General features: G+C 66.7%; 17 protein-coding genes. 8 read left to right on the top strand and 9 right to left on the bottom strand.

The window, feature by feature from the left end; genetic code table 11:
- Positions 1 to 253 precede the first annotated feature (253 nt).
- From rpsA to M8009_RS00990, 7 genes are all read right to left on the bottom strand, one after another.
- Positions 254 to 1,930 carry a 30S ribosomal protein S1 gene (rpsA, locus tag M8009_RS01020; protein ID WP_250058905.1) on the bottom strand — a complete coding sequence of 559 codons (1,677 nt, stop codon included), beginning with the start codon at positions 1,928 to 1,930 and terminating at the stop codon, positions 254 to 256.
- Positions 1,931 to 2,125: 195 nt separating this feature from the next.
- On the bottom strand, positions 2,126 to 2,815 hold the full coding sequence (gene cmk, locus M8009_RS01015; protein ID WP_250058904.1) for a (d)CMP kinase: 690 nt from the start codon (positions 2,813 to 2,815) through the stop codon (positions 2,126 to 2,128).
- Positions 2,812 to 5,121, bottom strand: coding sequence for a bifunctional prephenate dehydrogenase/3-phosphoshikimate 1-carboxyvinyltransferase (locus tag M8009_RS01010; RefSeq protein ID WP_250058903.1), 2,310 nt, complete (start codon positions 5,119 to 5,121; stop codon positions 2,812 to 2,814). Before M8009_RS01010 ends, cmk begins: the two co-directional genes overlap by 4 nt.
- 15 nt (positions 5,122 to 5,136) lie before the next feature.
- Positions 5,137 to 6,228 carry a prephenate dehydratase gene (gene pheA / locus M8009_RS01005; RefSeq protein ID WP_250058902.1) on the bottom strand — a complete coding sequence of 364 codons (1,092 nt, stop codon included), beginning with the start codon at positions 6,226 to 6,228 and terminating at the stop codon, positions 5,137 to 5,139.
- A gap of 3 nt (positions 6,229 to 6,231) precedes the next feature.
- Positions 6,232 to 7,335: a 3-phosphoserine/phosphohydroxythreonine transaminase gene (gene serC, locus M8009_RS01000; RefSeq protein WP_250058901.1), complete on the bottom strand. Its 1,104-nt coding sequence runs from the start codon at positions 7,333 to 7,335 to the stop codon at positions 6,232 to 6,234.
- A 15-nt stretch (positions 7,336 to 7,350) separates the two neighbouring features.
- Complete coding sequence (gene gyrA / locus M8009_RS00995; protein WP_250058900.1) at positions 7,351 to 10,065, bottom strand: DNA gyrase subunit A; 2,715 nt, start codon at positions 10,063 to 10,065, stop codon at positions 7,351 to 7,353.
- Positions 10,066 to 10,360: 295 nt separating this feature from the next.
- A complete protein-coding gene (locus M8009_RS00990) occupies positions 10,361 to 10,780 on the bottom strand; it encodes an acyl-CoA thioesterase (protein WP_250058899.1) in 420 nt (139 codons plus the stop codon).
- Between the two features lie 161 nt (positions 10,781 to 10,941).
- Between M8009_RS00990 and M8009_RS00985 the strand changes: the two genes are divergently transcribed.
- From M8009_RS00985 to M8009_RS00955, 7 genes are all read left to right on the top strand, one after another.
- The gene (locus M8009_RS00985; RefSeq protein WP_250058898.1) at positions 10,942 to 11,874 is read left to right on the top strand and encodes a recombination-associated protein RdgC; all 933 of its coding nucleotides are present in this window, start codon (positions 10,942 to 10,944) and stop codon (positions 11,872 to 11,874) included.
- Positions 11,875 to 11,900: 26 nt separating this feature from the next.
- Positions 11,901 to 13,067 (top strand): 1-acyl-sn-glycerol-3-phosphate acyltransferase, encoded by a 1,167-nt coding sequence (locus M8009_RS00980; protein ID WP_250058897.1) that lies wholly within the window; start codon positions 11,901 to 11,903, stop codon positions 13,065 to 13,067.
- A gap of 108 nt (positions 13,068 to 13,175) precedes the next feature.
- A complete protein-coding gene (locus M8009_RS00975) occupies positions 13,176 to 13,892 on the top strand; it encodes a transglutaminase-like cysteine peptidase (RefSeq protein WP_250058896.1) in 717 nt (238 codons plus the stop codon).
- Positions 13,893 to 13,896: 4 nt separating this feature from the next.
- Positions 13,897 to 15,813 carry an EAL domain-containing protein gene (locus M8009_RS00970; protein WP_250058895.1) on the top strand — a complete coding sequence of 639 codons (1,917 nt, stop codon included), beginning with the start codon at positions 13,897 to 13,899 and terminating at the stop codon, positions 15,811 to 15,813.
- 80 nt (positions 15,814 to 15,893) lie between these two features.
- The gene (locus M8009_RS00965; RefSeq protein ID WP_106231644.1) at positions 15,894 to 16,175 is read left to right on the top strand and encodes a hypothetical protein; all 282 of its coding nucleotides are present in this window, start codon (positions 15,894 to 15,896) and stop codon (positions 16,173 to 16,175) included.
- A 157-nt stretch (positions 16,176 to 16,332) separates the two neighbouring features.
- A complete protein-coding gene (thiI, locus tag M8009_RS00960; protein ID WP_250058894.1) occupies positions 16,333 to 17,808 on the top strand; it encodes a tRNA uracil 4-sulfurtransferase ThiI in 1,476 nt (491 codons plus the stop codon).
- Positions 17,809 to 17,925: 117 nt separating this feature from the next.
- Positions 17,926 to 21,099 (top strand): transglycosylase domain-containing protein, encoded by a 3,174-nt coding sequence (locus M8009_RS00955; protein ID WP_250058893.1) that lies wholly within the window; start codon positions 17,926 to 17,928, stop codon positions 21,097 to 21,099.
- 95 nt (positions 21,100 to 21,194) lie between these two features.
- On the opposite strand, the gene M8009_RS00950 is transcribed toward M8009_RS00955, so the two are convergent.
- Together M8009_RS00950 and M8009_RS00945 are read right to left on the bottom strand one after the other, a co-directional pair.
- A complete protein-coding gene (locus M8009_RS00950) occupies positions 21,195 to 21,614 on the bottom strand; it encodes a hypothetical protein (RefSeq protein ID WP_250058892.1) in 420 nt (139 codons plus the stop codon).
- Between the two features lie 219 nt (positions 21,615 to 21,833).
- Positions 21,834 to 22,103 carry a hypothetical protein gene (locus tag M8009_RS00945; protein WP_250058891.1) on the bottom strand — a complete coding sequence of 90 codons (270 nt, stop codon included), beginning with the start codon at positions 22,101 to 22,103 and terminating at the stop codon, positions 21,834 to 21,836.
- Positions 22,104 to 22,316: 213 nt separating this feature from the next.
- Between M8009_RS00945 and metG the strand changes: the two genes are divergently transcribed.
- Positions 22,317 to 24,359: a methionine--tRNA ligase gene (metG, locus tag M8009_RS00940; protein ID WP_250058890.1), complete on the top strand. Its 2,043-nt coding sequence runs from the start codon at positions 22,317 to 22,319 to the stop codon at positions 24,357 to 24,359.

The raw sequence follows: 24,359 nt of genomic DNA, 5'->3' as shown, positions 1-24,359 counted from the left end.
GCGGCATTATTGCCGTTTGAAACTTCCTTGGCAACAGTATGAACATCAAATCGAAGTTCGGCAAACAACAGGCGTGTCGTTTAATGGAACACTCTGCAAATAACTCGGTGCGAGAACTCGTGGAGTACTAAAGACACCCCATCCATGCGGCGAGACCCTTCCCGAGCCATCAAAAACGCCGACACACTAACAAAAGCGCCGCCCCGAGGGGCGGCGCCTTGCCAGACGATGAGGGAAAGGGTCCCTCTCGCTATCAGTCCTGACCCATCTGCTGCTTGATGAGGTCACCGATGGTGGTCGGACCACCGCTCTCGGGAGACTCCTCACGCAGCTTCTTGAGGTTCTGGCGAGTGTCGTCCTGATCCTTGGCCTTGACGGACAGGGCGATCTGGCGGTTCTTGCGGTCGACACCGATGATGCGGGCCTCGACGCTGTCACCTTCGTTCAGCACGTTGCGGGCATCTTCGACGCGGTCGGCGCTGATCTCGGAGGCCTTCAGCACGGCGACAACATCGGTGGCCAGCTCGACCTGGGCTTCCTTGGCATCGACTTCGACCACGCGGCCGGTGACGATGGAGCCCTTGTCGTTGACGGCCAGGAACTCGGACACCGGATCGGTATCGAGTTGCTTGATGCCCAGCGAGATGCGCTCGCGCTCCGGGTCAATGGAGAGGATGACGGCTTCCGCCTCGTCGCCCTTCTTGAACTGGCGAACGGCTTCCTCGCCGGTGTCGGTCCAGGAGATGTCGGACAGGTGCACCAGGCCGTCGATGCCGCCTTCCAGGCCGATGAAGATACCGAAGTCGGTGATCGACTTGATGGTGCCGGTAACGCGGTCACCCTTGTTGTAGCGCGCGTTGAAGTCTTCCCAGGGATTGGTGGTGCACTGCTTGATGCCCAGGGAGATGCGGCGACGCTCCTCGTCGATGTCCAGCACCATGACGTCCACATCGTCGCCGACCTGGACGACCTTGGACGGATGGATGTTCTTGTTGGTCCAGTCCATCTCGGAGACGTGGACCAGGCCCTCGACGCCCTCTTCCAGCTCGGCGAAGCAGCCGTAGTCGGTGAGGTTGGTGACCGTGGCGTGGACCTTGGTGCCTTCCGGGTAGCGATCCTTGATGTTGACCCACGGATCCTCGCCCAGCTGCTTCAGGCCCAGGGAGACGCGGTTGCGCTCACGGTCGAACTTGAGGACCTTGACGGTGATCTCGTCACCCACGGCCACGATCTCGCTCGGGTGCTTGATGCGCTTCCAGGCCATGTCGGTGATGTGCAGCAGGCCGTCGACGCCACCGAGGTCGACAAAGGCGCCGTAGTCGGTGAGGTTCTTGACGATACCGACGATCTGCTGGCCTTCCTGCAGGGTCGCCAGGAGGGCTTCACGCTCGGCGCTGTTCTCGGCCTCGAGCACGGCGCGACGGGACACGACGACGTTGTTGCGCTTGGCATCGAGCTTGATGACCTTGAAGTCGAGTTCCTTGTTCTCCAGGTGGGTGGTGTCGCGCACGGGGCGGACGTCCACCAGGGAACCCGGCAGGAAGGCACGGATGGAGTCGACGTCGACGGTGAAGCCGCCCTTGACCTTGCCGTTGATCACGCCCTTGACGATCTCTTCCTTCTCGAAGGCGGCTTCCAGCACCTTCCACGCTTCGGCGCGCTTGGCCTTCTCGCGGGACAGGCGTGTCTCGCCGAACCCGTCCTCGACGGCTTCGAGGGCGACATGCACCTCGTCGCCGACGGCGATGGTGAGTTCACCGTTATCATCGCGGAACTGGGCCGCGGGGATCTGACCTTCTGACTTCAGGCCGGCATTGACGGTGACCCAGTCGCCGTCGATGTCGACGATGGTAGCCGCGACGATGGCGCCCGGCTCCATGTTGATGTCCTGGAGAGACTGTTCAAACAGTTCAGCAAAGCTTTCGCTCATGATGTTCCTACGTGATCAACGTTGAGTACGGCGTTGCCGCCTTCTCCGCACCACCAGCGAGTGCGGGCCTTATTTACCAAGCCCCCGGGGATGTTGGCGCTGGTTCGACCTGGCCCGGCTCACGGCGCTGCTTTATCAAACCAAGAAGTGCCGGACCACGTCATCACATCCTGCCGGAGGCGCCGCAAGGGAGTGTCAGGTGGCGGATGCCAGACCGCGTTCGGTCAGCAGCTCCGTCAGCCGATCTACCACTTCCGGTATCGTCAGGCGCGTGGTGTCAAGCGTGATGGCATCAATGGCCGGCTTGAGCGGGGCCACGCTGCGCTGCATGTCGCGGGCATCGCGCGCCTGAATCTCCTTTAGAAGACTCGATAGACTAGCATCCACCCCGGCCTCCCGCAACTGGAGGTGGCGCCGTCTCGCCCGCTCGGAGGCCGAGGCGGTGAGAAATATCTTGAGGGGCGCGTCCGTGAACACCACGGTGCCCATGTCGCGTCCGTCGGCCACCAGACCGGGGGCCTTGCGGAAGTTGCGCTGGCGCTGCAGCAGCGCCTGGCGCACCGCGGGCAAGGCGGCGACCCGGGAAGCCGCATCGCCCACCTGCTCGGTGCGGATCGCGGTGGTGGCGTCCTCGCCTTCCAGCAGCACCGTGGTGGCGTCATTCTCGGCGAGGAAGACCACGTCCAGCGAGGCGGCAATGCCGGCCAGCGCCGGCTCGTCATCCAGAGGCACCTCGTGCTTCACGGCGGCCAGCGCGGTAAGGCGATAGAGCGCCCCGCTGTCGAGCAGGTGCCAGCCCAGGCGTGCGGCGACCAGGCGGCTGATGGTGCCCTTGCCTGCCCCGCCCGGGCCATCGATGGTCAGTACCGGTACCGAGTCACTCATGACGCCTCCTGCTGTTCCTCGAGGGTCAACCCGACCCGGCGCGCCAGGTCGATGAAGCCGGGGAAGGAAGTGGCCACGTTGGCACAGTCGTCGATGACGATCTCCTCACCGGCGCGCAGCGCGGCGATGGCGAAGGCCATGGCGATGCGGTGATCGCCCAGGCTGTCGATGTGGCCGCCGCCATAGCTGGCCCCCTCGCTGCCCTCTCCTTCAAGACGGCCGACGATATCGATGCCATCCTCGAGCAGGACATGCTCGACGCCGAGGGTGGCCAGGCCGTTCGCCATCGCCTGCAGCCGGTCGGACTCCTTGACGCGCAGCTCCTCCGCGCCACGCAGGCGGGTGGTGCCCTCGGCATTGGCCGCGGCGATGAACAGCGCCGGGAACTCGTCGATGGCCAGCGGCACCTGCGCCACCGGGATGTCGATGCCCTTGAGCGGCGCATGGCGGATATGCAGGTCGGCCACCGGCTCGCCGCCCACTTCGTGCGCATTCTCCAGGCGCAGGTCGGCGCCCATCAGCTGCAGGATATTGATCACGCCGATGCGGGTCGGGTTGATGCCGACATGCTCCAGCACCAGGTCGGCGCCGGGGGTGATCGCCGCCGCCACCAGGAAGAAGGTCGCCGACGAGATGTCGCTGGGCACGTCGATGGGAGCCGCGGTGAGCCTGCCGCCGCCCGAGAGCCAGCAGGTGTCGCCCTGGCGGTGGACCTCATAGCCGAACCCGGCCAGCATGCGCTCGGTATGGTCGCGGGTCGGCGCCGGTTCGCGCACGCGGGTCTCGCCCTCGGCATAGAGGCCGGCGAGCAGCAGGCAGGACTTCACCTGGGCGCTGGCCATGGGCATGTCGTAGCTGATGCCCCTGAGCGCCCTGCCGCCATGGATATGCAGCGGCGGACGCCCGCCCTCGGCGGTGTCGATCTCGGCGCCCATCGCTCGCAAGGGGTCGGCCACCCGTCCCATGGGGCGCCTGGTGAGCGAGGCATCACCGGTCAGCTCGGTGTCGAAGGCCTGGCCGGCGAGCAGCCCAGCGAACAGGCGCATGGCGGTGCCGGCATTGCCCACGTAGAGCGGACCGGCAGGCGCCTTGAGGCCATGCAGGCCGACACCGTGAACGGTCACCCGGCCCTGGTGGGGGCCCTCGATGGCCACGCCCATCTCGCGGAAGGCCTGCAGGGTGGCCAGACTGTCCTCGCCCTCGAGGAAGCCCTTCACCTCGGTGATGCCCTCGGCCAGCGCCCCGAGCATGATGGCGCGGTGGGAGATCGACTTGTCTCCGGGCACACGGATCCGCCCGGTGACGCCACCGCCAGGGCTGACCCGATAGCGCAGCTTGCCGTGTTGTTGCATCTGGTACTCCGCCTGATAACTGGTCTGGTTGAGCAGGGATTCGAAATAGTGCCGGGCGTGACTCGCGCGGTCGAAGGTGGCCAGCATGGCATCGCCGTCGCCGCGCTCCACCGCGCGGCGCAGCCGGGCCACGCCGGCCTCGAAGTCGTCCAGGGCGGCGAGCACCGCATCGCGGTTGGCGACGAAGATGTCGCGCCACATCACCGGGTCGCTGCCGGCGATACGGGTGAAGTCGCGAAAGCCGCCGGCGGCGTAGCGAAAGATCTCCAGGCGCTCGTCCTGGCGGGCCAGGGTGTCCACCAGCGAGAAGGCCAGCAGATGCGGCAGGTGGCTGGTGCGCGCCAGTACCTGGTCGTGGCGGGCCACGTCCATCTCCAGCACCTCGGCGCCGGTGGCCGCCCAGAGGGCTCGCACTCGAGCCGTCGCGACCGGGTCGGTATCGGCCTCGGGGGTAAGGATCACCTTGTGGTTGGCGTAGAGGCGCGGGTTGGCGGCCGCCACACCGCTCTTCTCCGAGCCGGCGATGGGATGGCCGAGCACCAGGTTGGTCGGCATGTGACCGAAGGCGGTCACGGCCGCCTCGCGGATCGCCGCCTTGGTGCTGCCCACATCGGTGACGACGACATCGGGCGCGGCGCGATCGAGGCAGGCGGCCAGTGCCTTCATCACGCCGCTCATGGCCAGCACGGGCACCGCCAGCACCACCAGCGAGGCATCCTCGACCAGCGCCTCGAGACGGGTGTCGCCGCGGTCGATCAGCCCCATCTCGATGCCGCGGGCGATCTCGTCGGCATCGGGGTCGCAGGCGACTATCTCCTTCGCCGGCCCGAAGCCGCCGGCAGCGTCGCTACCGCGACGGCCGTAGCCACTGGCCCTGAGTGCAGCAGCGAGGGAGCCGCCGATCAGTCCCAGGCCGACAATCAGGATGCGCCGCTCACCAGGCGGCTGCTTCACGATGTCCACCATCCCTCAGAGGACGCCGACGGGATAGGAGCCCAGCACCTTCACCTCGGCGGCGCGCAGCTGGACCTCCTCCAGCATGGCCGCGACACGCGGCTCCTCGCAGTGCCCCTTGAAGTCGATGAAGAAGACGTAGTTCCACACGCCGGTGCGCGACGGGCGGGTCTCGAGACGCGTCATGTCGATCTGGTGGCGATGGAAGGGCTCGAGCAGGTCATGCAGGGCCCCCGGCTGGTTGCGCATCGCGACCACCAGCGAGGTCTTGTCCGCGCCGGAGATGGGCACGTCCTGATTGCCGATGATCAGGAAGCGGGTGGAGTTGTCCGGGCGGTCCTCGATCTTCTCGGCCAGCTTGGAAAGGCCATAGAGCTTGGCGGCCATGTCGCCGGCGATGGCCGCGCTGTGCCACTCGGTCTTGACCAGGCGGGCGGCCTCGGCATTGGAGGAGACCGGCACCCGCTCGGCCTGGGGAAAGTGGGCGTCGAGCCACTTGCGGCACTGGGCGAAGGACTGCGGGTGGGAGTAGATCCGCGAGACCTTGTCGCGGCGGGTCGTCTCAGCCACCAGCAGGTGATGGTGGATGCGCAGCACCACCTCGCCACAGATGCGAAGCCCGGAGTCCATGAAGGAGTCGAGGGTATGGTTGATCACCCCCTCGGTGGAGTTCTCGACCGGCACCACGCCATAGTTGACGGCGCCGGCCTCCACCTCGCGGAACACCTCGTCGATCGCCGCCATCGGCAGGCTGATCGCGCTCTCGCCGAAGTGCTTCAGCGCGGCCTGCTGGGTGAAGGTGCCCTCCGGCCCCAGGTAGGCGACCTTGACCGGCTGCTCCAGGGCCAGGCAGGCCGACATGATCTCGCGGAACAGCCGCGCCATCTCCTCGCTGTCCAGGGGGCCCTTGTTGAGCTCCATGACACGGCGCAGCACCTGTGCCTCACGCTCGGGTCGATAGAAGACCCCCCCGGGCTCATGCTCGGCCTTGATCTCGGCGACCTGCTGGGCGCAGGCCGCCCGCTCGCTGATCAGGCGCAGGATATCGTTGTCCAGGGCATCGATGCGCTGGCGGAGCGCCTCGAGGCTGACGGTAGGCTCGGTCATGGATTATCCTCTGCGTTTCTCGAAATCGGCCATGAAGGTGGTCAATGCCTCGACGGCGGCTTCGGGCACGGCATTGTAGAGACTGGCCCGCATGCCCCCCACGCTGCGATGCCCCTTGAGATTGAGCAGCCCCGCCGCCTCGGCCTCGGCCAGGAACGCCTTGTCGAGACTCGGGTCGGCGAGCACGAAGGGCACGTTCATCCGCGAGCGGTTGCGCAGCGTGATCGGGTTGGCGTACAGGTCGCTGCCGTCGATGGCCGCATAGAGCCTGGCCGCCTTGCGACAGTTGATGGCGTCCATGGCCGCCAGACCGCCGATATCGCCCTTCAGCCAGTCGAACACCAGCCCCGCCAGGTACCAGCTGTAGGTCGCCGGAGTGTTGACCATCGAACCCGCCTCGCTGAGTGCCCGGTAGCCGAACAGCGTCGGCATGTCGCTGCGGGCCTGGTCCAGCAGGTCGTCGCGCACGATCACCACCACCAGGCCGGCGGGCCCGATGTTCTTCTGGGCACCGGCGTAGATCACCCCGAACTTCGAGACATCCAGCGGGCCGGAGAGGATGGACGAGGACATGTCGCAGACCAGCGGCACCTCGCTGCCATCCGGCCGGCGGGCCTCGGGAATGTAGTCGAAGGCGAGCCCGCCGATGGTCTCGTTGGCGGTGTAGTGCAGGTAGGCGGCATCGTCGGAGAGGACGATCTCCTCCTGGCGCGGCACGGCACTGTGGCCGTTCTCCTCGCTGCTGGCCGCCACGTGGACGTCGCCGAACAGGTGGCGCGCCTCGCTGATCGCCTTCTTGCCCCAGATGCCGGTGTGCAGGAAGTTGGGCCGGCCGCCGGCCCCCAGCAGGTTGTAGGGCAGCGCGGCGAACTGCAGGCTGGCCCCGCCCTGGGTGAACAGCACCCGGTAGTTGTCGGGAATGGCCAGCAGCTCGCGCAGGTCGGCCTCGGCCTGCTCGGCGATGGCGACGAAGTCCTCGCCGCGATGGCTCATTTCCATCACCGAGAGGCCACGGCCGCGGTAGTCCAGCAGTTCGTCCCTGGCTCGCTCCAGCACGGCCGTGGGCAGCGCGGCCGGGCCGGCACAGAAATTGTAGTGACGTGTCATCAGCGTTGCGTGTCCTTATTCCTGGTCCTGATCCTGCTCGCCACCGTCATCCGTCGCCGCATCGCCAGATGAGGCGCCCCCCGTCTCGGCCGGCGCCTCATCGGCTGCCTCCACGGTGTCCTCGGGCTCGTCGACCCGCACGGTCTTGACCAGCTTCTCGTCGTTGCCCAGGCGGATCAGCATCACGCCCTGGGTGTTGCGCGAAGTGATCGAGACCTCGTCGACCCGGGTCCGCACCAGGGTGCCGCGGTCGGTGATCAGCATCATCTCGTCGGTGGAGTAGACCTGCATGGCGGCCACCAGGGCACCGTTGCGCTCGCTGGTCTGCATGGCGATCACGCCCTGGCCGCCGCGCCCGCGCAGCGGGAACTCCTCGAGGCGGGTGCGCTTGCCGTAGCCGTTCTCGCTGGCGGTGAGGATATAGATCTGGCCGCCGTTGCCGGTCTCGACGGTCGCGCCCTCCTCGGCCTCGGCTTCCACGTCGGCCTCGGCATCGATCTGCTGGCTCTGCGGGATGATCAGGCTGATCACCTCGGCCTCCCCGAGCAGACGCATGCCGCGCACACCACGGGCGGTGCGGCCCATGGCGCGGACGTTGGACTCCTCGAAGCGGATCGCCTTGCCGTTGGACGACAGCAGCATCACGTGATCACTGCCCGACGTGATGGCGGCGCCCACCAGGCGATCGCCCTCCTCCAGGTCGATGGCGATCAGGCCGACGCTGCGCGGCCGCGAGAACTGCTCGAGACTGGTGCGCTTGACCGTGCCGCGCTCGGTGGCGAAGAAGATGTAGCTCTGCGAATCGTAGTCGCGCACCGGGAGGATGGCGTTGATCGCCTCGCCCTCGTCCAGCGGCAACAGGTTGACCAGCGGCTTGCCCCGCGAACCGCGGCTGGCGACGGGCATCTCGTAGACCTTGAGCCAGTAGACCTTGCCGCGATTGGAGAACAGCAGCACGGTGTCGTGGGTCGAGGCCACCAGCAGATGCTCGATGACATCCTCGTCCTTCATGGCCGTGGCCGACTTGCCTCGCCCGCCGCGGCGCTGGGCCTGGTAGTCGGAAAGCGGCTGGGTCTTGGCGTAGCCGGTGCGGGACACGGTGACCACCATGTCCTCCTCGGCGATGAGGTCCTCGAGGCGCAGGTCCAGGTGGCTGGCCTGGATCTCGGTCTTGCGCGGATTGCCGAACTGGTCGCGCACGGCGATCAGCTCCTCGCGGATCACCTCGAGCAGCCGCTCCGCCGAGGCCAGGATGGCGGTGAGTTCGGCGATCTTCTCGAGGATCGAGAGGTACTCGTCGAGGAGCTTCTCGGTCTCGAGCCCGGTCAGGCGATGCAGGCGCAGCTCGAGGATCGCCTGGGCCTGGACAGGCGACAGGCGGTACTCGCGGCCGGCCTGGTCGAGGCCGAAGCCCTCCTCCAGCTCCTCGGGCTTGCAGGAGGTGGCGCCGGCACGCTCGAGCATGCCGGTGACCTGCCCCGGCTGCCAGGATTTCGCCAGCAGCTTCTCCTTGGCCTCGGAGGCGTTGGGCGAGGCCTTGATCAGCTCGATCACCTCGTCGATGTTGGAGATGGCGACGGCCAGGCCCTCGAGGATGTGGCCGCGCTCGCGGGCCTTCTTCAGCTCGAAGAGGGTGCGGCGGGTGACCACCTCGCGGCGGTGGCGGATGAAGGCCTCGAGGATCTCCTTGAGGTTGAGGATCTTCGGCTGTCCATTGTCGATGGCGACCATGTTGATGCCGAACACCGTCTGCAGCTGGGTCTGGGCGAAGAGGTTGTTGACCACCACCTCCCCGGACTCCCCGCGCTTGACCTCGATCACCACCCGCAGGCCGTCCTTGTCGGACTCGTCGCGCAGCTCGGCGATGCCCTCGATCTTCTTCTCCTTGACCAGCTCGGCGATCTTCTCGATCAGCCGCGCCTTGTTCACCTGATAGGGCAGCTCGTTGACGATGATGTGGTCGCGGCCGGTCCTGTCGTCATGCTCGATAGTGTGGCAGGCCCGCACATAGATGCGGCCGCGGCCGGTGCGGTAGGCCTCGAGGATGCCGGCACGGCCATTGATGATGCCGCCGGTGGGGAAGTCAGGCCCGGGGACATGCTCCATCAGGTCGTCGACGGTGAGGGTGTAGTCATCGATCAGCGCCAGACAGGCGTTGATAATCTCGCCCATGTTATGGGGCGGGATGTTGGTCGCCATGCCCACGGCGATGCCAGAGGAGCCATTGATCAGCAGATTGGGAACCTTGGTGGGCAGCACCTCGGGGATGCGCTCAGTACCGTCGTAGTTGTCGACCCAGTCGACGGTGTCCTTCTCCAGGTCGGCGAGCAGCTCGTGGGCGAGCCGGGCCATGCGCACCTCGGTGTAACGCATGGCGGCGGCGTTGTCGCCGTCGATGGAGCCGAAGTTGCCCTGGCCGTCGACCAGCACATGGCGCATGGAGAAGTCCTGGGCCATGCGCACGATGGTGTCATAGACGGCGCTGTCCCCATGGGGGTGATACTTACCGATGACATCGCCCACCACGCGAGCGGACTTCTTGTACGGCTTGTTCCAGTCGTTGCCGAGCTCGTGCATGGCGAACAGCACGCGCCGATGCACCGGCTTGAGGCCATCGCGCACGTCGGGCAGCGCACGGCCGATGATCACGCTCATCGCGTAATCGAGGTACGACTGCTTGAGCTCGTCCTCGATGTTGACTGGCAGAATCTCTCTGGCGATGTCACCCATGGGTCGTCGAATCCTTTGCACTGCAACAGGTTGGCGCGTCACGTGGCCGTGACATGGCGCGCAATATCAGCCTGGCATCATACCATCCCGGACGGGGCAAAGGGAGCTATCCAAGGGGCACTAGAGGGCCATCACAGTCAGCTGGTTGGACTCAGAGCTGAGCTGGCAACAAGCCTTCGAGGAGGCGCTGTGAACCCCTCCATGGGCGCTACCGACGCCATCCCTGGCCTAGGAACTCCTCTCCGGCTTGTCCCCAGTGCTCCTAAGCCATGCAATTGTGATAGTGCTGGAGGCACTAGGGCAGGACCAGCGGCGCCATGGCCTCACGGATCTCGCCACTGATCTCCATGGCGCGATTGGCCGCCACGTCGAGCAGCACGAAGGTGATGTCGGCGCTGGCCACCGGCTTGCCGTCCCGTACCTGGCGAATCTCCTGATGAATGCGGGCACGCCGCGAGCCGAGCTCGGCGAGCCGGGTCAGCACCTCCAGGTCGTCGCCGGCAACGGCGGCACGCCGGTAGTCGATGTTGAGGTTGACCGCGACGAAGGCCACGTCGCCCTTCTGCAGGAAGGCGGCCAGCCCGGGGCGGTCGTCGAAGTACGACCAGCGACCCTCCTCCAGGAATTCCAGGTAGCGGGCATTGTTTACATGGCCATAGCCATCCAGGTGATAGCCTCTGACACGCAACGCGGTGCGGGAGATGCGGGGATCCATGCTGAGGGACTCCTTGCAGGCAAAGCCTCGATTCTAGTCAGGGCAGCAGCCGATATTCAAACTATCGTTTTAACATCGGCGTTTCACACCACCCGCGCAGGCGCTGGCACCGGCGCCTCCCTTTGGCCATAATGTGCCCCTTTTCTCTCGGGAAATGCTCCATGTGGTTCAAGCACTTGCACCTCTACCGTCTGCACGACGCCCCTGAGCTGGACGCCGCCAGCCTGGAAAACGCCCTGGGCGAGCAGGCCTTCCGCCCCTTGGGGGGCAGCGAGGCACGTCGCCTGGGCTGGTCCGCGCCGGCCGGCCGGGCCGGGACGCAGCTGCTGCACGAGTTGCAGGGCCAGCGCCTGATGACGGCCCTGCGCCAGGAACGCATCCTGCCCGCCTCGGTGGTCCGCGAGGAGGTCGAGGAGCGCAGCGAGGCCATCGAGACCAGCGAGGGGCGCAAGCTGCGCCGCCAGGAGAAGCTGGCGATCAAGGAGCAGGTCTATGAGGAACTCCTGCCCCGCGCCTTCGTGCGCAGCCAGGAGGTCGACCTGTGGTGGGACAGCCGCCGCGCGCTGATCGCCGTCAATGCCAGCTCCCGTAAGCGTGCCGAGGAACTCCTCGACCTGCTGCGCGAGACCCTGGGCAGCCTCAAGGTGACCCCGCTGGCCAGCCAGACGCTGCCCATGCGCGCCATGACCACCTGGCTCGGCGATCCCGGTTCGCGACCGGCCGACCTGGTGCTCGGCGACCAGGTGGAGCTCAAGGCCAAGGGCGACGACGGCGTGCTGCGAGCCCGCCAGGTCGACCTCGACAGCGACGAGATCCAGCAGCTGCTGGAGAGCGGCCGCCAGGCCAGCAAGCTGGCACTGTCGATCGAGGGCCGGCTAAGTTTCGTGCTGCATGACGACCTGGCGATCAAGTCGCTGCGCTTCGACGACGCGCTGATCGACGAGGCGTCCCAGGCCGACGATGGCGATGACGCCCTGGTACGCCTGGAGACCGACTTCATCCTGATGACCCAGGCGCTGGCCGAGAACATCGAGCGCCTGATCGAGTGGCTGGGTGGCGAGGCCGGTACCGCCGGTGACGCCCGCAGCGCCTGATCGCTTCCGACCACAGCCTGGAACCCATGACCGAGACTCACGACACCCCCGCACACGACCCCTGGGCCGAGATCCGTCCCTACCAGGACGACGAGGTGGCCGAAGTCCTCGAGCGCCTGGCCCATGATCCCGAGCTGCTCGATGCCCTCACCCGCTATCGACTGCCGCGGCTAAGTCGCTTCATGCCACGCCTATCGCGCCTGTTGGCCAGCGTCGCCATCCGCCGCGAGGTGCGCGGCGTGGCCGGCGTGCATGACTTCCAGATGCGTATCGCCAGCTACATGCAGCGCATGATCCGGACCTCCACCGACACCTTCGAGGTGGCGGGGCTGGAGACGCTGGATCCGGACACCGCCTATCTCTTCATCGGTAACCATCGCGACATCTCGCTGGACCCGGCCTTCGTCAACTACGCCCTCTACCTGGCCGGGCGTGACACCGTGCGCATCGCCATCGGCGACAACCTGCTCAAGAAGCCCTACGTCAACGACCTGATGCGCCTCAACAAGAGCTTCATCGTGCCACGCAGCGCCCGCGGCAAGCGGGCCATGCTGGCCGCCTACCAGAACCTCTCCGCCTACATTCGCCACTCCATCCTCGAGGACAACCACTCCATCTGGATGGCCCAGCGCGAGGGGCGCGCCAAGGACGGCATCGACCGCACCGACCCGGCGATTCTCAAGATGCTGACCATGGCCCGTCGCGGCAGAGAGCGTCAGGCGAGCATCGGCGAGGCGATCGCCGAGCTACGCCTGGTACCGGTCTCGATCAGCTACGAGTACGACCCCTGCGACCTGCAGAAGGCCAGGGAACTGCACGCCATGCAGACCAGCGGCAACTACGAGAAGAGCGAGTTCGAGGACATCCGCTCCATCGTCGCTGGCATCACCGGCCACAAGGGGCGCGTGCAGCTCACCTTCGGCACCCCACTCACGGCGAACTTCGACGATCCCGAAGCCGTGGCCGCCGAGATCGACCGCCAGGTACTGGCCGGCTACCACCTCTTCCCCAGCCACTTCCTGGCCCTGGAGGCCCTGGGCGAGGCCCCGGATCTGCTCGACCTGAGCGAGGTCAGCGACGCCGATCGCGCCCGCTTCCAGGCCCGCCTGCAGGAGGTGCCCGACGAGCTTCGCCACTGGTGGCTGGCCCAGTACGCCAACCCGGTGCTCCACAAGGCGGGGCGCTGCCAGTGAGGAGCCCGTCAGCAACAATGCGCTGCCCGACAATCAGCCCTTTTGAGCCGCTCGCATTAGGGGTCTACGACCCCTAGACTTGAGCAAACGCTCATTCAGGCCCGCCGCATGCCGCCGCCCCTCCCCCGGACACTCGATTCGCCCGGGCGTCGCCGTTTCCTGGCGGGGCTCGGCGGCCTTTCGCTGGTCATCGGCCTGGGTCTGCGTCCCTCCTCGGGCGAGGCCAACCTCTCGCCTGAGCGCCTGCGCCGTAGCATGCAGAGCAACCATGGCGCGCAGGGGCTTGAAAACCTGGAGGCATGGTTCGCGCTGCTCGAACGGCTGCGTCCTGCCGACCTCCAGACCCGCCTGCGCGAGGTCAACGCCTTCTTCAACCGGCGGGTCCGCTGGCTCGATGATATCGACATCTGGGGCCAGGAGGACTACTGGGCCACGCCGCTGGAGACCCTGGGCCGTGGCCAAGGGGACTGCGAGGATTTCTCCATCGCCAAGTACATCACCCTCAAGGAACTGGGGGTACCGGGCGACGAGTTGCGCATGATCTATGTACGCGCTCGCATAGGCCGCAGCGGCATCACCCAGGCGCACATGGTGCTGGGCTACTACGAGACCCCCGCGGCGGACCCGCTGGTGCTCGACAACCTGATGCCCTCAATCACCCGCGGCTCACAGCGCAACGACCTGGACCCGCTGTTCAGCTTCAACAGCAGTGGCCTCTGGGCCGGCAGTTCCACCCGGTCCCGCGCCGACCCGCTGGCACGCCTATCGCGCTGGCGACGCGCGGTCGGCCGCATGCAGGAGCAGGGATTCATACAAGGGGGATAACAAGATGTCGCTCATCAAGCAGATCTGGCTGACCATCGTGGTACTGCTGCTGCTCGTCTTCGGCAGTAGCCTGTTCATCGGCGTCAGTTCCAGCCGGGCCTATATCGAGCAGGAAGTGCGCATCAAGAATGCCGACAACGCCAACGCCCTGGCGCTGACCATGAGCCAGATGCCCAAGGACCCGGTGACCCTGGAACTGCTGGTAGCCGCCCAATTCGATACCGGCCACTACCGTCAGGTGGAGCTGCGCGACCCGCAGGGCGAGATCATCGAGCAGCGCCGTGCCGGCGAGGCCATCGAGGACGTACCGGCCTGGTTCGTCGACCTGGTGCGCTTCGAGATCCCCCCCGGTCAGGCCGTGGTCCAGGACGGCTGGCGACAGTTCGGCATCCTCACCCTCGAGAGCCAACACAGCTTTGCCTATCGCTCATTGTGGCGCAGCAGCCTGGAGCTGGTCGGATGGTTCGCCCTGGCCGCCGCCCTCAGCCTGCTGCTCGCCTGGTGGATCGTGCGGACCATCCGCCGCCCGCTGCGCAACGTCGTCGACCATGCCCTGCACATCGGCGAGCGGCGCTTCACCACCATTCCCGCACCGCGCACGCGAGAGCTGCGCGAAGTGGTGGAGGCCATGAACCAGCTCTCCAGCACCGTACGCGACATGCTCGGCGAGGAGAGCGAGAAGCTCGACCTGCTGCGCCGGCGACTTCAGCACGACGGGGTGACCGGCGTACTGAAACGTGAGGCCTTCCTGGCCCAGCTGCAGATCCACCTGGAGAGCCAGGATGCCCGAGCCAGCGGCACGCTCGCCCTGGTGCGCCTCGCCCGCCTGGCCGAGGTCAACGAGCGTCTCGGTCATAACGAGACTGATGCCCTGCTGCATGCGCTGGCCAGCGGCCTGGACCAGTTCGGCAAGGTCCGCGGTGGCGGGGTCGTGGGCCGCCTCAACGGCAGCGACTTCGCCCTGCTGCTGCCCGGCGCCCATGACCTGGAATCGCTGCAGCATGAGCTTGGCAAGCGCCTGGCCGCCCTGAAGGAACAGAGCCGGGTTTCCCTCGGCCTGCCCGCGGCACTGGTCGACTACGCCCAGGGCGACCAGCGCAGCGTGCTGCTGGCAAGCCTCGACGGCGCCCTGTCGGCCGCCGAGGCCCGTGGCGACCAGAGCCTGGTCATCGCCGAGGGTCCCCAGCGCCGCAGCCTGTTCACCAACCATGGCGAATGGCGCCACGCCCTCCAGGAGGCCATGGCCAAGGGCATCTACCTGGCCCACTATCCGGTACTGGATAGCGAAGGGGAACTGCTGCACTTCGAGAGCCCCTCGCGGCTAAGACTGAACAGCGAGTGGCAGCCCGCCGGGATCTTCATGCCCTGGATCTCGCGGCTCGAGCTCGACAGCCGGCTCGACCTGGCGGTAATCGATGCAGCCGTGCGTGACATTACACAACGCGGCAAGCCGTTGGGCATCAACCTTTCGGCCGCTTCGATCCAGGATGCCCGCTTCGTCACGGAGCTCCAGACACGGCTCAAGGCCCGGCCTGACGTCGCCGCTCGGCTCTGGCTAGAGCTCCCCGAGTCCCTGGCCATCCATGACCTGGCCAGCTTTCGCAGTCTGTGCCATGCGCTTCAGCCGCTCGGCTGCCGGATCGGCCTGGAGCATGTCGGCGCCGAATTCACCCGGATCGCTGACCTGCAGGACCTGGGGCTTGGCTACCTCAAGTTCGACAGGACGCTGGTCCAGGGGGTCGACAGGGTCGCCGAGCAGCAGACCATCCTGCGCGGCATGGCCACGCTCTGCCATTCATTGGGGATACTGGCCATCGGCGAGGGGGTCGAGACCCGCGGGGAGGCCCGCACGCTCTTCGAGCTGGGCCTGGATGGAGCCACCGGCCCGGGGATTCGTCAGCTCAAGTATCCCGAGGAATAGCTGTACTCACCGCTTCATTGGCAAACCATGGTATCGTCTGGCCAATCCTCGAAACGGCATGGTCACCCAAGGAGAACGTCATGGCCTCATCGGAAATCCAGAAGACCCGCGTGATCAACGAGCTGCGGGGCTTCATCAAGAAACTCCTGCAGGACCCGAAGATCCTCGAGCAGTCACTGGAGATCACCCGACGCCAGCTCGGCGAGCCGGGCGAAGGTGACGTCATGGCGCGCATCGCCAACGAGATCTCCGACACCACCAGCGTGCACATCCCCGAGGACCCCCAGGAACACTCCGAAGCCGACCGGCTCTTCCTGGAACTGCTCAAGGAGGTGGTCAAGGAGGAGCAGGCGCTCTACTGACGCTCTGCCTGCACCGTTGCTCGCTCCCCTCGCCCGGCCTCGTGCCGGGCGAGCTCGTTCTGCGGCCAGCCCATCCCTGTGCCCTGGGGTCGGGCCTGCCCTTGATCGCCCGCCCTTGGTAGAATGGCGCGCACATTGTTGCTGCTGTTCCTGTCGAATGACCTATCTGCTCAAGCTCCACCCCGAGATCACCATCAAGTCCCGCTCCGTGCGCCAGCACATGACCCGCTGCCTGGCCAGCAATGTGCGCAATACCCTGCGCCAGCTGGAGGAGGGCGTGCGCGTCAAGGGCGGCTGGGACGCCCTTGACGTCAGCCTGCCCGAGGCCCTTTCCGCCGCGCGGGTAGAGGAGCTGGAGGACACCCTGACCCGGATCCCCGGCATCCACGAGGTGATCGCCACCCAGGCGGTTCCCTGCGGCTCGCTCGACGAGGCCGCCGCCTGGATCGTGCCGCACTGGAAGGCGGCCATCGCCGGGCGTCGCTTCCGGGTCCGGGCCAAGCGCCGGGGCGATCACGCCTTCTCCTCCATGGATCTCGAGCGGCACCTGGGCAGCGCCCTGCTCACGGCCGAGCCCACGGCACGGGTTGACCTCAAGCACCCCGAGGTCGTGGTCTCGGTGGAGCTGACCCATCGCCGGCTGCAGCTGATCCACTCGCGCCGTCCCGGCCTGGGGGGCTACCCGCTGGGGGTACAGGGCCAGGCCCTGGCGCTGGTCTCGGGAGGCTTCGACTCGCCAGTGGCGGCCTGGCGGATGCTGCGCCGCGGCATCAAGACCCACTACCTGTTCTTCAACCTGGGGGGACCGGCCCACGAGACCGGCGTGCGGAAGGTCACCCATCACCTCTGGCAGCGCTACAGCGTCTCCCACAACGTCGATTTCACCTCGGTGCCCTTCGAGGGCGTGGTCGCGGAGATCCTGCGCAGCATTCCCGATGGCCTGATGGGCGTGATCCTCAAGCGCATGATGGTACGGGCGGCCAGCCGCGTGGCCGCTCGCTCGGGTATCCCGGCGCTGGTCACCGGGGACGCCATCGCCCAGGTCTCCAGCCAGACCCTCACCAACCTGGCGCTGATCGACGCGGCAAGCGACCTGCCGATCCTGCGGCCGCTGGTCACCGAGGACAAGCAGGAGATCATCGACACGGCCCGCCGGATCGATACCGCGCGCTTCGCCGAACAGATGCCCGAATACTGCGGGGTCATCTCGCGCCGCCCCCACACCCGAGCGCCCAGCGACAAGGTGCTCGCCGCCGAGGCCGACTTCGACTTCACGGTACTCGATGCCGCCATCGGGGCCGCCACCGTGACCCGCGCCAGCCGCCTGCTGGAGGATCAGCGACAGCCCGGCGAGGTGACCATCGTCGACTCGCCGGCCACCCTGGCCCGGATGCCCGCGGTCAGCGTGATCGACATCCGCCCCCCGCACGAGCGCGAGGCGGCACCGCTCGAGCTTTCCGAGGTACCCTGCCTGGCGATTCCCTTCTACGAGTTGCAGGACCAGGCACAGACGCTGCCCGGCGACCGCGACTACCTGCTCTACTGCGACCAGGGGGTGATGAGCCGCATGCAGGCGCTGCACCTAAAGGATCGCGGCATGGACCACTTCGGCGTCCTGCGCCAAGCCTCCTGAGCCCCTGCACGAGCGGCGCCCACGGAGATTTTCCTGCCTGACTGATCCATTTTCCCCGGCACCCGGCTACGCTACATAAAGATACAATCTGCAAACGGAACTTACCGGGGGTAGCAGATGGGCGGACACGACTCGGCGTCACGGGGATGCCCCGACGGGCAGGGAGAGGGCGCCCTCTGTCACGACAAGCGGCCGGGTCACCCCCCTCGGGACCGCCCCCGCCGCCACCTGCGCCACCGGGGGCTGATCCTGCTGGCGCTGCTCGCCATCCCGCTCGCCACCCTGCTGGTCGCCGAGGCCAGAACCTCCCACCTCCAGTCCCTGGAGCTATCGCGCTATGCCGCCACCCTGAGCTACACCCTGGCGCCGGGTGCCAGCCCGCGCATCCAGTTCCCGCAGCACGGTCCCTTCGACCAGCGCCTGGGGTATACCCGACTTCCCGAGATCCAGCAGCGTCTGCTCGCCGGCGGCTATGCCATCGAGAGCCAGGTGCGCTTCTCGCCGCCCCTGCTGGAGTACACGCGCCGCGGCTTCTTTCCGCCCTACACCGAGAAGAGCCGCAGCGGGCTGACGCTCGAGGAGTGCCGCGGCGATACCCTCTACGGCTTCCGACATCCGCAACGCCACTACCCCCACTTCGACGCGGTACCGCCGCTGGTCCTCCAGGTGCTGCTCTACATCGAGAACCGCCAGCTGCTGGACGGCGATACCCCCAGGGCCAACCCCGCGGTGGACTGGCCACGCTTCATCAAGGCCGCATTCTCCCAGGCGGGACGCGCCCTGGACCTGACCGGCCAGGCCGCCGGCGGCAGCACCCTGGCGACCCAGGTCGAGAAATATCGCCACTCCCCCAACGGCCTGACCGCTTCGCCCATGGAGAAGCTGCGGCAGATGGTCTCGGCGAGCGTGCGCGGCTACCGACACGGCCCCCAGACCCTGGCCGCACGCCAGGACGTGGCGCTGGACTACCTCAACTCGGTACCGCTCTCCGCCGCCCCCGGCTATGGCGAGGTGCACGGGCTGGGAGATGGCCTGTGGGTATGGTTCGGCGCCGACTTCGACGAGGTCAATCGCCTGCTGGTACCGACCTTCAATGGCCCGACCCGTCTCGCCTCCCAGGGCCTGGCACTGCGCCAGGTGGTGGCCCTGATGATCGCCCAGCGTCGACCCTCCTGGTACCTGAACAACGGGCGCCAGGCCCTGGAAACCCTGACCGACAGCCACCTGCGCCTGCTGGCCAACGAGGGCCTGGTGGCCCCGCCCCTGCGCGACGCCGCCCTCGCCGGTCGCCTGACCTTCCGTGACTTCACCAGGGACCCGGCACGCCTGCAGGTCGGGCATGACAAGGGCCTGCAAGTGGCCCGCCAACGGCTCGGCAGCCTGGTCGGCCTGTCCTTCTATGACCTCGACCGGCTCGACCTGTCGGCACGCACCACCCTGCATGGCGACCTGCAGCGCCGGGTCACCGCGTACCTGCAGCGGCTGGCCGACCCGGCATTCGCGAGTGAGGTCGGGCTGCTGGGCGAGCGGCTGCTATCGCCCGAACGGGCCGCCGACGTGCGCTACAGCTTTACCCTCCTCGAGCGCGACGCGACGGGCTTTCGGGTGCGTGTGCAGACCGACACCACCGGTCAGCCCTTCGACATCAACGAGGGCAGCAAGCTGGAACTCGGCTCCACCGCCAAGCTCCGGGTATTGGCCACCTACCTGGAGGTGGTCGCCGAACTGCACGAACGCCATGCCGGCATGCCGGTGGACGCCCTTCGCCGGGTCGAGGTGGAACGGCGGGACGTCCTCAGCCGCTGGGTGATCGACCGGCTCATTGCCGAGCCCGACCTAGGACTTCGCCCCCTGCTCGAGGCCGCCATGCAACGGCGCTACTCGGCGAGCCCCCATGAAGCCTTCTTCACCGGCGGCGGTCGTCATACCTTCGGCAACTTCCGTCGCCAGGACGACGGCCGCCACCCCGGCCTCGACGACGCCCTGCGCGAATCCCTCAACCTGCCCTTCGTGCGCCTGCTGCGCGACCTGGTGCACTACGTCACCCATCAGGGCGAAGAGCGCCGCCGGCTGCTCGAGGACGATGACGACCCGCGGCGGCAGGCCTACCTGGCAGACTTTGCCGACCGCGAGGGCCAGGTCTTTCTCGAGCGCTTCTGGCGCAAGTACCAGGGCAGATCAAGCGATGAACGCCTGGCCAGCTTCCTCGATGGCCTGCGCCCCGCGGCGTCCCGGCTGTCCGCCGTGCATCGCTACCTGTTCCCCGGGGCCGACCGCGATGCCTTCGCCGCCTTTCTCGAGGCCAGGCTACCAGGCGAGCCGATCGGTGAACGACGCCTCGAGGCCCTCTACCGCGACTACGCGCCGGGCGAGTATAGCCTCACCGACCAGGGGTATATCGCCGGGGTGCATCCGCTGGAGCTATGGCTACTCGGCTTCCTGATGGACCATCCCGAGGCGAGTTTCTCCGAGGCCATCGCAGCCAGCCAACAGCAGCGACAAGAGGCCTACGGCTGGCTGTTCAGGACACGTCACCGCAGCGCCCGCGACGTGCGCATCCGCACCATGCTCGAGGTGGAGGCCTTCGCGGAGATCCACCGCCGCTGGCAGCGCCTGGGCTACCCCTTCGGCCAGCTGGTGCCATCGCTTGCCACCGCCGTGGGCAGCTCCGGAGACCGTCCTGCCGCACTGGCCGAGCTGATGGGGATCATCCTCAACGACGGTGTCCGCCTGCCGGTGCTGCGCATCGACGCGTTGCACTTCGCGGCGGGCACCCCCTACGAGACACGCTTCATCCCGGCCGACGCTCGCGCCCAGCGCGTCATGGCCGCGGACGTCGCCGCCGTGCTGCGCGATGCCCTCGCCCGGGTCGTGGAGGACGGAACGGCCCGACGCCTGCAGGGCAGCTTCACCCTCGAGGGTGACGCCCCGCTGGTGATGGGCGGCAAGACCGGCACCGGCAACAACCGCATCGAGACGGTGACCCGCAGCGGCCAGGTGATCGACTCCCGTGCCCGCAACCGGACCGCGACCTTCGTCTTCCACCTGGGCGAGCACCACTTCGGCACGCTCACCGCCTACGTGGCCGGCAGCCATTCCGACGACTTCCGCTTCACCTCGGCCCTGCCGGTCCAGGTGCTCAAGGGGATGGAGGAGATCCTGCGCCCTTACCTTCTCGCCGGGGAGGGCCAGTGCCAACCACCGTCCGAGCGCGACCGGATGATGGCAATCCGTAGCAGGCCAGACAGCAAAACGGGCAAGAAGGGAGCGACCCTTCTTGCCCGTCGATGATGCTGCCAATCTCGTAACCCGTCGACTAACGCTGATCTCCTGAAAATTCACGCCTTTCGGCTAAATTCATGCGATCGATCAAGCCTGACAGGCGCCTAGCACATCTCTTCCCAGAGCCGTTGCTGGAAGTCCTCGGGAAGTTCTGCCACCTTGCCGAGGCGCGCCATGTGAGCGTCGGTCATGTCCTTGGCGACTTCGTGGTAACAGCTGTGCAGCGAAGCGGAATCTGTAAGATACTTGCCATCGGCCAGACAGCTCCATACCTTGGCATTCGAGATTGCGCAGACATTCAGGAACTCGGCCTCGACCTCTATGGCCTCGAGCACGGATTCCATCCAGGCACGCTGCATTCTGGCCAGCGGATGTGAGGCGTCCAGCCAATGATGCATCCACCAGTCGACGATCGGCTGCGAAGCGGTCGCGACACTCTCGGCCACCTCGACAACATCCTCCGGGAAGGCGGCAACTGTATCGGGAATCGCTTGAACGATGGACACTTTTTTAGCAGTTGACATGGTTAGTGCCTCTCAAGCAAAGCAAGGGGTGGTAATGCATCCTGCAGTCTAGTGGAGGCTAACCATGTCGGTCAGATAATTTCGATACGAGGTTATCTTGCCTTGTCCTAGATCAGCTTCCCGGGCCCAGGATGACCAGACTGCTCCACACGGGTTGGCCATCCTGGTGCGTCCTGACATGCACTGGCAGGACGCCATATAGCCGACGTCGGAAGCAGCTCAGTCGCAGGGCACCACGCGGCGTGCGGTGTCCTTGGCCCAGAGGCTCTTGCCGTCCGGGGTGGTGCCGTGGGCGTTCCAGGTCTCGCTGACCTCGACGCAGTAGGAGCCCAGGTCCTCGACGCGCTTATCCGGATCGGCAGGACGTTCGTCGCTGATCCGCATGATATCCGGGTTGGCACTGGTATAGGTCGGGGAGATGGCACTGCTGGCGCAGCCGGCGGTAAGGGCGGTGAGCACTGCCAGGGGCAGGGCATGACGTAGACGCATGGGGAATTCCTCCGTGAGGGGGACAGGGTTCTCCAGCGTGACTTCGGTTGCAGAGCCTCCGGCGGGCCGTCACTCCGTTTGACGCCCCGCCGGATGGCGGAAGGATACCCGAACGATGGATCCCGCGCCAATCGGGCGCTCAGCGCGGATGCAGCCATCCGCGAAGATGGCTACAATCGTGGCCTGATTTTCAACGGGATACCCTGAGCCGCCATGTCGAACACCGCCCGCGCCTCGCGCAAGATCCTGGTCACCAGCGCCCTGCCCTACGCCAACGGTGCCATCCACCTGGGCCACCTGCTGGAGTACATCCAGACCGACATCTGGGTGCGCTTCCAGAAGAGCCGCGGGCATGAGTGCCACTACGTGTGCGCCGACGACGCCCACGGCACGGCCATCATGCTGCGCGCGGAGCAGGAGGGCATCACCTCCGAGGCGCTGATCGAACGGGTCTCCCGCGACCACCAGACCGACTTCTCCCGCTTCGGGGTGGCCTTCGACAACTATCACTCGACCCACTCCCCGGAGAACCGCCACTTCAGCGAGCTGATCTACACCCGGCTGCGCGACAAGGGGCATATCGCCACCCGCGACATCGAGCAGATGTTCGACCCGGTGAAGGGAATGTTCCTGGCCGACCGCTTCATCAAGGGCACTTGCCCGAAGTGCCATGCCGAGGACCAGTACGGCGACAACTGCGAGGCCTGCGGCGCCACCTACACGCCGGCGGAGCTGATCGATCCGGTCTCGGCGATCTCCGGTGCCGCCCCCGAGGTGAGAAGCTCCACCCACTACTTCTTCAAGCTGCCGGACTTCGCCGATTTCCTGAAGGCGTGGATCGACGATGACCATGTCCAGCCGCAGATCCGTAACAAGCTGATGGAGTGGTTCGAGTCGGGCTTCAACGAGTGGGACATCTCCCGCGACGCCCCTTACTTCGGCTTCGAGATCCCCGACGCGCCGGGCAAGTACTTCTACGTCTGGCTCGATGCCCCGATCGGCTACCTGGCCAGCTTCCAGAACCTCTGTGACCGCAAGGGGCTTGACTTCGATGCCTACTGGGCACCCGACGCCGAGGCCGAGGTCTATCACTTCATCGGCAAGGACATCGTCTACTTCCACGCCCTGTTCTGGCCGGCCATGCTGCACGGCGCCGACTTCCGCACCCCCACGGCGGTCAACTGCCACGGCTTCGTGACGGTCAACGGCGCCAAGATGTCGAAGTCCCGCGGCACCTTCATCAAGGCCGCGACCTACGCCGACCACCTCAACCCCGAGTACCTGCGCTACTACTTCGCCGCCAAGCTGACCTCGCGGGTCGACGACCTGGACCTCAACCTCGAGGACTTCGCGGCACGGGTGAACAGCGACCTGGTGGGCAAGGTGGTCAACATCGCCAGCCGCTGCGCCGGCTTCGTCAAGAAGCTCGGCGGCGGTCACCTCGCCGGCCACTGCAGCGAGCCCGAGATGGTGGCACGCTTCATCTCCGCCGGTGACGCCATCGCCGAGGAGTTCGAGGCCCGCGAGTTCGGCCGCGCCATGCGCCGCGTGATGGAGCTGGCCGACGAGGCCAACACCTTCATCGCCGAGGCCGAGCCCTGGGTACTGGCCAAGCAGCCCGGCCGCGAGCAGGAGGTGCTGGAGATCTGCTCGGTGGGCATCAACCTGTTCCGCCAGCTGATGGTCTACCTGGCGCCGGTGGTGCCGGCCATGGCCGAGCAGGCCCGCGCGTTCCTGGGGCTCGACAGCCTCGACTGGCACAGCCGCCACACGCTGCTGGTGGACCACGAGATCGCCAAGTTCAAGCCGCTGATGACCCGCGTGGAGCGGGACAAGATCGATGCCATGATGGCCGCATCGAAGGAGGACCTGGTGGAAGAACAGAAGCTCAAGGAGTCCAAGAAGGGCCCGTTGGCCGAGGAGCCCATCGCCGACGAGATCGCCTTCGACGACTTCGCCAAGGTTGACCTGCGCATCGCCCGCATCGCCCGGGCCGAGTATGTCGAGAAGGCCGACAAGCTGCTCAAGCTGACCCTCGACCTGGGCGGCGAGACCCGCACCGTCTTCGCCGGCATTCGGGCCGCCTATGCGCCGGAGGCCCTGGAGGGGCGGCTGACGGTGATGGTCGCCAACCTGGCACCGCGCAAGATGCGCTTCGGCGTGTCCGAGGGCATGGTGCTCGCCGCCGGTAACGACGACGGCATCTACCTGCTCGGCCCCGATTCCGGCGCGGAACCGGGACAGCGGGTGCGCTGA

Source organism: Halomonas gemina (assembly GCF_023554995.1).
Taxonomy (GTDB): domain Bacteria; phylum Pseudomonadota; class Gammaproteobacteria; order Pseudomonadales; family Halomonadaceae; genus Halomonas; species Halomonas gemina.
Note: the sequence above shows the minus strand (reverse complement) of the source record. Positions and strands in the feature narration are given on the sequence as shown.

Coding starts and splice junctions, on each gene's coding strand:
- M8009_RS00975 (WP_250058896.1), top strand. CDS start 13,176: ATGCCGCCGCCCCTCCCCCGGACACTCGATTCGCCCGGGCGTCGCCGT.
- M8009_RS00950 (WP_250058892.1), bottom strand. CDS start 21,614: ATGTCAACTGCTAAAAAAGTGTCCATCGTTCAAGCGATTCCCGATACA.
- M8009_RS00945 (WP_250058891.1), bottom strand. CDS start 22,103: ATGCGTCTACGTCATGCCCTGCCCCTGGCAGTGCTCACCGCCCTTACC.
- metG (WP_250058890.1), top strand. CDS start 22,317: ATGTCGAACACCGCCCGCGCCTCGCGCAAGATCCTGGTCACCAGCGCC.
- M8009_RS00955 (WP_250058893.1), top strand. CDS start 17,926: ATGGGCGGACACGACTCGGCGTCACGGGGATGCCCCGACGGGCAGGGA.
- gyrA (WP_250058900.1), bottom strand. CDS start 10,065: ATGGGTGACATCGCCAGAGAGATTCTGCCAGTCAACATCGAGGACGAG.
- M8009_RS00970 (WP_250058895.1), top strand. CDS start 13,897: ATGTCGCTCATCAAGCAGATCTGGCTGACCATCGTGGTACTGCTGCTG.
- pheA (WP_250058902.1), bottom strand. CDS start 6,228: ATGACCGAGCCTACCGTCAGCCTCGAGGCGCTCCGCCAGCGCATCGAT.
- serC (WP_250058901.1), bottom strand. CDS start 7,335: ATGACACGTCACTACAATTTCTGTGCCGGCCCGGCCGCGCTGCCCACG.
- M8009_RS00990 (WP_250058899.1), bottom strand. CDS start 10,780: ATGGATCCCCGCATCTCCCGCACCGCGTTGCGTGTCAGAGGCTATCAC.
- rpsA (WP_250058905.1), bottom strand. CDS start 1,930: ATGAGCGAAAGCTTTGCTGAACTGTTTGAACAGTCTCTCCAGGACATC.
- thiI (WP_250058894.1), top strand. CDS start 16,333: ATGACCTATCTGCTCAAGCTCCACCCCGAGATCACCATCAAGTCCCGC.
- M8009_RS00965 (WP_106231644.1), top strand. CDS start 15,894: ATGGCCTCATCGGAAATCCAGAAGACCCGCGTGATCAACGAGCTGCGG.
- M8009_RS00980 (WP_250058897.1), top strand. CDS start 11,901: ATGACCGAGACTCACGACACCCCCGCACACGACCCCTGGGCCGAGATC.
- M8009_RS00985 (WP_250058898.1), top strand. CDS start 10,942: ATGTGGTTCAAGCACTTGCACCTCTACCGTCTGCACGACGCCCCTGAG.
- cmk (WP_250058904.1), bottom strand. CDS start 2,815: ATGAGTGACTCGGTACCGGTACTGACCATCGATGGCCCGGGCGGGGCA.